Genomic DNA, 10,014 nt, shown 5'->3' on the forward strand with positions numbered 1-10,014 from the left:
GGCGACCCGGGCGAGGTGGCGCGGCTGGGCCGTGCCGCCCTCGGTTTCCGCGGCGGCTGGCGCTGGGCTGCGCCCGTCGGCGTCCAGGTGCTCGCGGCCGCGGCCGTGCGCGCGCGCCGCCTGATCGGAAGGAAACGCCGGTGAACGCCTCAGCGATGCCCACGACCGCGGGCCGGGGGAGGGACGCCGTCCCTGCGCCGCGTCCGGACGACCGCGGCACCCCGATGACGCACCTGCTGTACGTCGCCGGCATCTTCTGCCTCGCGGCCTGGTTCCCCGCGTCGATCCAGATCGGCGCGCTCCTCATCATCGTGGGCAGCTTCGGACGCCTTCGGCGGCCCGTGGCGATCCCCTGGGCGGTGCTGATCTTCATCGGCTGGGCGCTGCTGTCGGCCGCGTGGTCGCTGCTGCCGCAGGACACCCTCGACGACGTCATCAAGCTGCTGGCGGTCGCCGTCGCCGGCATCTTCGCCGCCAACACGGTGCGGCCGATCCTGCTCGCACGGGACGCCGCGCTGGCGCTGGCGATCGTGTGCGCGGCGTCGCTCGTCGCGGCGGTCGTGTCGCCGGGCACCTCGTTCGACACCAGCGGCGCGATGCGCGGCATCACCCCGCACGGCAACAGCCTCGGCTTCAACGCTGCCCTCGCGGTCTTGTGCGCCCTGTTCCAGATCAGGAGGCCCGACCGCCGCGGTGCGGGGTGGATCGCCGTGGTCGTGTTGGGCGGGGTGGCCCTCGGCTTCAGCACGTCGATGACCGCGCTCCTGGGTCTGGTCGCGGGGCTGGCCGGCGCCTGGATGGTGTGGTTCGTGCGCACCGGGCCCCGCGAAACGGCGGTCTACCGGGCGGGGGGCCTCCTGGGCGCGCTCGGCGCGGCCGGGCTGCTCGTGCTCGGGAACTTCGATCGCCTGACGCTGCTCATCGGACGCGACCCCACGTTCACCGGCCGGACGCAGATTTGGTCGCTCATTCTCGAACTGGTCTCGGAGCGGCCGCTCACCGGCTACGGGGTCGGGGCGCCGTGGCGGGCCGGGTCGCCGATCCGCGCCTACGCCGAGCAGACGCTCGGGTTCGAGTTCGTGTCGGCGCACAACGGTCTGCTCGACCTGGTGCTGGAGGCCGGGCTCGTGGGTCTCGTGGTCATCATCCCGCTCGCCGTGGTGGCCTTCGTGCGCTACCTGACCGTGCCCGAACTGAGCAGGGGGCTGCTGTGGGCGCTCGCCCTGTGCTTCCTCTTCGCGACCGCCAACATGGCGGAGGCGTACATCACGAGCCCGTTCTCGTGGTTCCTCCTGTGCTTCCTCTGGGCCGGCCCGGTGGCGAGCACACCCGACCCTCTTATCGCACGGCGCGCACGCGTCGGGCGTCCGTCAATGATTTCGAAGGAAAGCTGATGCAGAGTTTGTCTTGGTACAAAGGGGTTCCCGCGCGTTGGGTCCTGCCCGTGGTGTGCACGCTCGTCGGGGCCCTCCTGGGCTACCTGGCGTCCATGGTCGTGCCGAGCACCTACACGGGGCGGTCGGAGCTGTTTTTCACCGCGCAGGGCGGAACCAGCGTGACCGAGTTCAACGACGCCGCGTCGCTCGTCCGCTCGCAGATGACGTCCTACGCCCAACTGGTGACGTCGCAAACCGTCCTGGAGCGAGTCGCCCAGGACGTCGGCGGGGGAACGACGCCGAAGGATCTCGCGAAGGAGCTCAAGGCCACGGTGCCGGTCGACACGGTGGTTCTGCAGATCGAGGCGACGGCCAAGACCCCGGCGGAGGCCGCCACGCTGGCCAACGCCGTCGCGACGCGGGTCTCGGAGCAGGCGACGGCCGTCTCGCCGAAGGCGTCCGGTGGGGCCAGCGTGGTGAGGCCGTCGATCGTGACGCGGGCGGTGCCGGATCCCGAGCGATCGTGGCCGAACGGCAGCCTGTTCGCCGGGACGGGCGGTTTCGTGGGCCTGCTGATCGGGTGCGTCCTGGCCGCGGTGCTGCCGCGGCGTCGCGGCGCCGACGGCTCGGCCGGGTTGTAATCCGCGCACTGCCGCGCGGGTCTGAATGTCGCCGAGGCCGGCGAGCGTCACGAGGACGAGCGCTACGCGGCCCGGCGGGAGGGGGCAAGATGAGGTACTCACTGGAAGACATCCGCGGGAAACGCGTCGCGATGGTGGCCTCGACGGGGGGCCACCTGACGCAGTTGACGAGGCTGGCGGGTCGGCTCGGGGTCGATCCGGAGAGCCCGTGGGTCACGTTCGACACGCCGCAGAGCCGCAGCCTGCTCCGCGGACGCGAGGTGCATCACGTGCCGTACGTCCGGCCGCGTGACTACCGCGGGCTGGCGCGGGCGACCCGGTTGCTGCAGCCGTTCATGAAGGAGGTGGACGGGGCGGTCTCCACCGGGGCCGGGCTGGCGCTGGCGGTGCTGCCGCAGATCGCCCTGCGGGGCAAGCCGGCCGTGTACCTGGAGAGCATCTCGCGCGTCCAGGGGCCGTCCCTCACCGGACGCATCCTGGCGCGCGTCCCGCGGGTCGGCCTCTACGGCCAACACTCGGGCTGGCTGACCGGCCCGTGGCGCGACGGCCCGTCGGTGCTCGGGCAATACCGGACGCGGCCGGTCACGGCCGTCTCGCCGCGCAGCATCTTCGTGACGCTGGGGACGATCCGCCCGTACCGCTTCGACCGGCTCATCGACACCGTGCTGGCCTACTGCCGCCTGCACCCGGAGGTCGACGTGCTGTGGCAGGTCGGCTGCACCGACCGCCGGGATCTTCCCGGGCGCGTCGTCGAGCAACTGACCGACGCCGAGTTCGGCGAGGCTCTCGGCGAGCACGACCTGATCGTCGCGCACGCGGGCGTCGGCGTGGCCATGAACATCCTCGACAGCGGACACGTCCCCTTGCTGATGGCGCGGCGTCCCGACCTGCGCGAGCATGTGGACGCCCACCAGCGCCAGATCCTCGAGTACCTGGTCCAGCGCGGCCTCGCGGCTCGGGTGGAGGACGCCCTGGGCGACGGTGCGCAGTTGGAGGCGGTGATGGGCCGTCGTGTGGACCTGCTGGAGGGCTGAGGGCCCGGAGCAGAGGGGAGGACGGGGCGCATGAGCCTCCGTGCGACGTGGCGGCGTCCGGTGGAGCTGGCGTCGAAGCTGTTCGGCTCCACGGTCTTGGCGCAGTTGGCCGTCATGGGGGCGACCGCCTTCGCCGCCGCTCGGCTCTCGCCCGGGGACTTCGCCTGGTACGGGGCGATGTCGGGCGCGGTCTGGATCGCGGGCAGCTTCAACAGCCTCGCCGTCGAACATCGTCTGGGCGTCGTCTCCGAGCCCGTCTACCACTCGCTGCTGCGGGCCGGGCTGACTTCGGTGAGCGTCGTCTCGGTCGCGTGCTTCCTGGGTGCGATCGGGGGCTCAGCTCTCGGCGAGGTGTGGGGCCCGATGGGTTTTCTGGTCGGCGTCGCCGCCTTCGGCCTCGGGCTGCAGCAATTGCTGACGGCGAGCATCCTGCGCCAGCAGCGTCAGGGGGTGCTCGCGCGCGGGCGGCTGATCCAGGGGGTCACGAACGCCGTCCTGATCGTGGCGTCGGTGTTCACGCCCGTGCCCGGGTACCTCGGGCTCTCGCTGGCGTGGGCGGCGTCCATCTTCTTCGGCCTCGTCCCCCTGATTTTCGCGGCTGATTTTCGCATTCGGGGTCTCGGACGCCCGCGCGGATCAGATTTCACGCAATTGTGGCGCGAGGTCAAACTGTTGCCGGTCTCGCAGGCGATGGCGGGCTCGGTCGCGTCCCTGCCCCTCATTGTTCTTCCGGGATTGGGCAACGATTCGATCAGCGGAGCCTGGGCGCTGGTGAGCCGATTCCTGACCCCGATGGTGAACACCGCTTATACGACGCTGCAACCTCTTTATTACGGGGGTGCCGCCGAGATTCTGCGTGAGGACCGGCGCGAGGAGTTCAAGCGCTTTCATGCGCGCTGGGTGGCGCTGCTGTTCGTCGGGTCGCTGCCGGTTCTCGCCTTCTTCGTCGTGTGCATTCAGTGGCTGATCCCGCTGCTCGGCGACTCGTGGGACGTGGCGAAGCTCGTGGTCGTGCCCGGCTGCGTCTACTTCACGTCGGGCTTCATCTGCCTGCCGATCAGCCACACGCTGGTGCTGCTGGGGCGGGTGAACGCGCAGTTCTGGTGGACGGCCGTGCGCTGCCTGCTCTGCCTGACGCCGTTCCTCGCCGTGGGCACCCTCGGGGCCGGTGGGGCGCTGCTGTGGTGGGCGATCGCCGCCGCCGCAACCTTCTTCGCCCAGATCGTGATGCACCGGCAGGCCCTCGCCAGCCCCGGCGCGGCGGCGTCGTCGGCGGCGTAGCCGCCGAGGCGTCCGCCACGATCGGCCCGCCCCCCTCACGCCTCTTTTTGATGCGCAAGTCTGCACTCACGAGTTGCCACGTCGCTGTCGTAGTTTAGGTGGGTCATAGGCTGAACTGGCGAGGGGGATGGGCACAGATGGGTTTTTCGATGCGACGTGTCCGAAACCTTGTGCGACCCGTCCACTGGGCGTTGGCGGCGGCGCTGCCGCCCGTGCCGAAGAGGCACTACATGCATTGGGCCGGAACCGGCAGGTGGGGCGATTTCACGAACCCGAAGACCTTCAACGAGAAAGTCAATTGGCGCATTCTGCATGATCGCCGTCCGCAGATCGCGGAGGCGTGCGACAAGGCGTCCATGAAAGAGCGGGCGAGGCGCGCGGTTCCGGACGAATCTGTGTTGCGTATTCCCGAGACGATCTGGATGGGCACGAATCCCGACGAGGCTCCCGTGCGGACGAGTCGCCCGTGGATCCTGAAACCCAATCACAGCAGCGGCGAAGTCCTGCCCAGCGACCGGGCGGACGCCGAGGCGCTGCGGCGCACCCGCGAGTGGCTGGTGAGCAAGCCGGCCGTCCAATTGGGGGAGTGGGGCTATCGGGTGGCGCGGCCCCTGTTGCTGATGGAGGAGCTGATCCCGTTCGCGGGGGAGGAACCCCCGCGCGATTACAAGTTCTTCGTGTTCGACGGGGTCCCGCGGCTCGTCCAGGTGAACGCCGACCGGTTCAGCGATCAGCCCAGGGAGTCGTTCTTCGACCCCAAGGGCCGGGTGGTCCCGCTGCGCGACGCACGTCTGCCCGTACCGATTCGTGGCGCCGACCCGCTGCCCGGCAACTGGGCGCAGATGGTCGACCTGGCGGCCCGGCTGGGCTCGGGGTGGGACTTCATCCGCATCGACCTGTACAGCGTCGCGGGGGAGGTCTGGTTCGGGGAGTACTCCCCGTATCCGGGCGGGGGCGTGACGCGGTATCGCCCCGCCTCCTGGGACCGAACGATGGGCGACTGGTGGACGCTGCCGAGCGACGTGGGCGCCGACGTCGCGCGCTCCTCCCGTGGGGCATGATGGCGTTCTCCCGACGCTCAACGGGGCGCGTCGGCATGAGTTGGTGATCAGGATGAGGTGCGGGGGGTACCGATCGTGAACGAGGCGGTCAGCGGTCGACGCCGGTGGTGCGCAGGCGACCACGGGCGCGAAGGGTGTGTGCGATGAAACTGTTCCTGTCGGGCGTGAACAAGAAGCGCGCCATCCTCCAACGGCTGTACTTCCCACGGATCCTGCCCACGCTCGCGGTACTGCGCGTGCATCCGGCCCGTCGCGTCGTTCTGGCCGATCTGGATCGGTGGCGCGAGGTCCGCCATTTGGCGGGGACGCCGACGCAGGCCCTGGTCTACCTGCTGTGCCTGCACCCGGAGTTCCGGGCGCTCGTGTATTGGCGCCTCGGGGCTGCCGGCTACGTGCTGCGCCTCTTCGCGCCGCCTCTGCGAACGCTGCACCTCCTCATGCCGCCCTCGCACGTGGGGCCGGGGCTGTACGTGCAGCACGGCGACGAGACCTTCGTCGCGTGCCGGCGGATCGGCCGCAACGCGTGGCTGAATCAGGGCATCACGGTGGGCTACACCAGCGACGACGACTGCCCGACGCTGGGCGACGACGTCACCCTCTACAGCGGCTGCAAGGTGCTGGGCAGCGTCACGTTGGGCGACGGGGTGGTCGTCGGCGCGAACGCGGTGGTGCTGCGGGACGTTCCGGCCGGTGCCACCGTCTCCCCGCCGGTCGCCCGGATCGTCCAGGGGGTGCGGAACTCCGACGGCTGAGATCCGCCCGGGCCGGGCGTCCGTCAGCGGCCTGCGTACAGGGCTCGCGCCACGGCGTCGAACGCCGGCTTGCGCGTGTACTGGTCGGTCATGAGGGCCGCGTAGCCCTGGCCATCGATGCCCTCGGGGAGCCAGGAGTAGCGGTCGGTAAACCCCCAGACGGTGAACGAGGTGCAGGCCGGCTGGTCGACGCAGACCTTGACGAGTTGCGCGTAGGCACGGGCCTGGGCGGCCTGCCTGCTGCTCGAGACCGCCTCGCCGGGGTGCCAGTCGAGCCGGACGTCGGCCTCGGTGATGGCCACCTTGAGGCCGAGGTGGGCGAAGCGGGCGAGGTTCTCGCCCATGGTCTTCGGGACGCCGTCCTTCAGCCGCAGGTGCGCCTGGACGCCGAAGCCGTCGATCGGGACGCCGCGCGCCTTCATGCCCCTGATGAGCTCCACGTAGGCGTCCGAACGGGCGTTGACGGCCTCGGCGCCGTAGTCGTTGAGGAAGAGCTTGGCGTCCGGGTCGGCGGCGCGCGCCCAGCGGAAGGCGTCGTCGACGATCCCCATGCCGCAGGCGCGCACGAAGGGGTTTTCGGGGCGGGGTCGGCCGTTTTCGTCGAGGAGCTCGTTGGCCACGTCCCATTCGGCCACGCGGCCCCGGTAGTGCTTCACGACTGTGGTGATGTGCGTGCGCACGGTCTGCCGCATCGCCTCGCAGCTCATACCCGCGTCGGAGACCCAGGACGGGTTGCCGCCGTGCCAGATCAGGGTGTGCCCGCGGACGGTCTGGCCGTGCTTGGTCGCGAACCCGACGACCTCGTCGGCCGGCGCGAAATCCCAGGTGCCGCGGGTGGGCTGCAGGAAGGCCCACTTCATCTGGTTCTCGGGGGTGACGGAGCTGAATTCCGTGCCGAGGATGCGGGCGTAGGTGGAGTCCTTGAGCGCCTGGGACGAGCGCAGTCCCTCGACGGCGGTGCCCACCCTGATCCGGTCGCCGGCGGCCTCACGCAGGGGTAGCACGGGGGCGTCCTTGGTGGGCGTCGGCGTCGGCGCTCCGCAGCCGGACAGCAGAAGGGACGCCGCGCCGAGCAGCAGCGCGGCGAGCGCGCCGGTGCGGCGTCCGAGGCGACGGCGTCCGCCCGACTCAGCCATCCGAATCAGCCTTTCCCGCGGGGTCGTGTGGTCGCGACACATCGTAATGCTCCTGGTGTGGCGCGGCATTCGGACGCGGTGTCGCAGTCCGCCGTCCTCGGCGGGTGGGTCGGGGCCGGCCGGGCTCAGTTGGCGACGTACCAGTAGGTTTCGACGGGTGCGAGCCCGCGGGGCTCGTCGAGGCGTCCGCCCGCGTCGCTCGTGGTCTCGATCTGGCTGTGGTAGGCGGCCACGCGCCGGGCCTTGCGGTCGCGGTCGACGGGAACGTCGAGCCGCTCCAGGGTTGTCCAGCCGTGGGCGCGCCGGAACGCCGCGATTGCGCGGCGCCCGTCGCCCCCGCGGGAGTAGGGGAACTCGGCGTAGAAGCAGAGGCGGGCGCCGGTCGGAGCCAGCGCCTCGGTGACGACCTCGCTGACCCAGACGTGGTCGATGTGGGGCGGGCGTCCGGAGCGGTGCTCGCGGTCAAGCAGGTGCCAGAGCCGCCGGAGCCGCCGCTCGATCGCCGCCACGACCCGGCCCGCGAGCGGCACCCGCGCGAGGGGCTCTGGGGGGCGCAGGCCGGCGCCGACGGGGACGAGTACCAACGGATCGTGCGCCTGGGTGACCCAGTCGGTGACCCAGGCGGCGAGGGATGCTGCCTCCTCGGGAGTTCGGTCACGGTCGAGGTACTGCTGGTCGAGCAGGTCGAGGTGCTGGCGGCGGTGGGGGGTTCCGGCGAACGCGGCGTCGTCTTCGGCCAGGCGGCTCTCGAGCGCGACGTCCGAGTTCGCGAAGCCGGCTTCCAGATCCCACGGGCTCTCGACCGGGGGCACGGGACGCCCGCAGAAGACGGTCAGGATGTCGAGGGCGTTCTCGCGGCTGATCCACGCCTCGCAGGAGAGGACGGCGTCGTCCAGATGCGGCGAGACCAGTAAGACGTCACCCCGGTGCTGCCCAAGCGATGCGCGTCGTCCCTTCACGCGGCCATTCTAGGGAACCGGCGAAACGCCCCGCCCCTATCGTGGAGGCGTGCGAGACCGAATGGAAGCGGGGCTGCCCGCCGGCGGGGTGGTGGTGTTCGCGCTGGTCGTGTCGCTCGCCGGGATCGGCGTCCCGGGGCTCTGGTTCGACGAGGTTGCCACGCTCGCGGCGTCCCAGCGCAGTTGGGACGCCCTCGGCCGGATGCTCACCGACGTGGACGCCGTCCACGCCGCCTACTACGCGCTGATGCACGTCTGGCTGGGTGTGGTCGGGTACACGCCTGCGCTGCTGCGGGTGCCGTCGGCGTTGGCGGTCGCGGCGACCGCCGGGGTGGTGGCGGAGGTCGCCCGTCGGCTGTGGGGACGCGCGGCGGCGATCGTGGCCGGCGCCGCGTTCGTCGTGCTTCCGAGAACGGTGTGGATGGCGATCGAGGCCCGGTCGTTCGCGATGGCGACGCTGTTCTTGTCGCTCGGGGTCCTTTTTATGCTGCGGGCGCTGACGACCGGGCTGCGCCGGTATTGGGTGGCGAACACCGTCGTGACGGCCGTCGCCTGCGTGCTCTTCTTTTACTGCTACCTGGCGCTCCCGGCGCTGTGGGTGGCGGCTGGTTGGCAGATGCGTGCGCAGCGGCGTCCGCTAGGGCCGCTGGTCGCCAGCTCGGCGGCAGGCGTCCTGCCGGCCCTGCCGGTGGCGCTCATGGCGATCGGGCAGCGGGGCCAGGTGTCGTGGATCCCCCTGGTCGGGCCGGGGGACGTCGTCGCCCTGCCGAGGGTCTTCCTCGGCGGCTTCCTCGGGGACCTGTTCCCCATGCGGATCGTCGTCGTGAGCAGCCTGGCGCTCGTGCTCGCCGTGGCCGTGGCGCTGTGGGGCTTGGTGGAACGCCTGCGGTCGGCGTCCGGCGAGGCCGGTTCGGAGGGTCGGTCAGGCGTCCGCGGGGAGCCGGGCGAATCCGCGTCGCTGGGCGGCGGACCCCTGGCGGTGCTGCTGCTCGGGTGGGCGGGGCTGCCCGCGCTGGCACTGCTGGCGGCCGGGACCGTCCTGCCGCTCTACGATCCCAAATACTGCGCGATCTCGGCGCCCGCCCTCGCCCTGGTGGTCGGCGCAGGACTGACGGGCCTGCTGGACGCCCGCCGCTCGGTGATGCGCGCCGTCTGCGCGGCGCTCGCGGCGGTGGCGCTCGGAGGGCTCGGCGTCCAGTATTGGGCGGCGATCCGGCAGCCGGACGCCAAGGGTGACGTTCTGGCGGTCGCCCGGACCGTGGGTGCGGTGAAGCGTCCCGGCGACGGGCTGTGGATCCAGCACGACTCGCTGGCGCGCGTGGCGCGGTACGCCTACCCCGACGACTTCGCCGGCATGCGTGACCTGACGCTCGACCGCGACCTGGAGGGGTCTCCCACGCTGTGGGAAACCGAGATCCCCATCGCGGACGCCGGCCTGCGATTGGCCGGCGTCCGGCGGGTCATCGGGGTGAGCCTGACCGCCCGGGACGCCTCCGACGAATTGGCCACGCTGACGCGGCTGGGCTTCCGGGAAGACGGGGTCCGGGACGTGGGGGACTACCGCGTCTGGATCCTCGAGCGGCGCTCATGAGCGGAGATCACGGGCGGGGTCTGAGGAGAAGGCCGCAGGACGGCCGATGTGCATCGCACCGGGCGGGCGTGCTACCTTAATCGGGCTGTTCTCCTAGTGGAGAACGCGCGCGAGTGGCGGAATGGCAGACGCGCACGGTTCAGGTCCGTGTGTCCGAAAGGACGTGGAGGTTCAACTCCTCTC

At 71.1% G+C, this 10,014-nt stretch carries 9 protein-coding genes; 7 read left to right on the forward strand and 2 right to left on the reverse strand.

What is annotated here, in order from left to right; genetic code table 11:
* Nucleotides 1–140: 140 nt before the first annotated feature.
* From WMJ97_RS12650 to WMJ97_RS12675, 6 genes are all read left to right on the forward strand, one after another.
* Nucleotides 141–1,394, forward strand: a complete 1,254-nt coding sequence (locus WMJ97_RS12650) for an O-antigen ligase family protein (protein WP_347349357.1) — start codon at nucleotides 141–143, stop codon at nucleotides 1,392–1,394.
* A complete protein-coding gene (locus tag WMJ97_RS12655) occupies nucleotides 1,394–2,017 on the forward strand; it encodes a hypothetical protein (RefSeq protein WP_347349358.1) in 624 nt (207 codons plus the stop codon). Before WMJ97_RS12650 ends, WMJ97_RS12655 begins: the two co-directional genes overlap by 1 nt.
* Nucleotides 2,018–2,106: 89 nt before the next feature.
* A complete protein-coding gene (locus WMJ97_RS12660) occupies nucleotides 2,107–3,051 on the forward strand; it encodes a hypothetical protein (protein ID WP_347349359.1) in 945 nt (314 codons plus the stop codon).
* A gap of 30 nt (nucleotides 3,052–3,081) precedes the next feature.
* Nucleotides 3,082–4,332: a hypothetical protein gene (locus WMJ97_RS12665; protein ID WP_347349360.1), complete on the forward strand. Its 1,251-nt coding sequence runs from the start codon at nucleotides 3,082–3,084 to the stop codon at nucleotides 4,330–4,332.
* A gap of 230 nt (nucleotides 4,333–4,562) precedes the next feature.
* Entirely contained in the window at nucleotides 4,563–5,393 is an 831-nt protein-coding gene (locus tag WMJ97_RS12670) for an ATP-grasp fold amidoligase family protein (protein WP_347349361.1), read from the forward strand.
* Between the two features lie 143 nt (nucleotides 5,394–5,536).
* Entirely contained in the window at nucleotides 5,537–6,145 is a 609-nt protein-coding gene (locus tag WMJ97_RS12675) for a hypothetical protein (RefSeq protein WP_347349362.1), read from the forward strand.
* 23 nt (nucleotides 6,146–6,168) lie between these two features.
* Here the strand turns inward: WMJ97_RS12675 and WMJ97_RS12680 are convergent, their stop codons facing one another.
* Both WMJ97_RS12680 and WMJ97_RS12685 read right to left on the reverse strand, forming a co-directional pair.
* Nucleotides 6,169–7,281, reverse strand: coding sequence for an endo-1,4-beta-xylanase (locus WMJ97_RS12680; RefSeq protein ID WP_347349363.1), 1,113 nt, complete (start codon nucleotides 7,279–7,281; stop codon nucleotides 6,169–6,171).
* A 125-nt stretch (nucleotides 7,282–7,406) separates the two neighbouring features.
* Entirely contained in the window at nucleotides 7,407–8,240 is an 834-nt protein-coding gene (locus tag WMJ97_RS12685; protein ID WP_347349364.1) for a hypothetical protein, read from the reverse strand.
* A gap of 49 nt (nucleotides 8,241–8,289) precedes the next feature.
* Here WMJ97_RS12685 and WMJ97_RS12690 point away from each other — a divergent pair, with 49 nt between their 5' ends.
* Entirely contained in the window at nucleotides 8,290–9,831 is a 1,542-nt protein-coding gene (locus tag WMJ97_RS12690) for a hypothetical protein (RefSeq protein WP_347349365.1), read from the forward strand.
* The last annotated feature ends 183 nt before the right edge of the window (nucleotides 9,832–10,014 follow it).

Origin of the sequence: Nigerium sp., from assembly GCF_039811905.1 — a bacterium.
Classification (GTDB): Bacteria; Actinomycetota; Actinomycetes; order Propionibacteriales; family Propionibacteriaceae; genus Propioniciclava.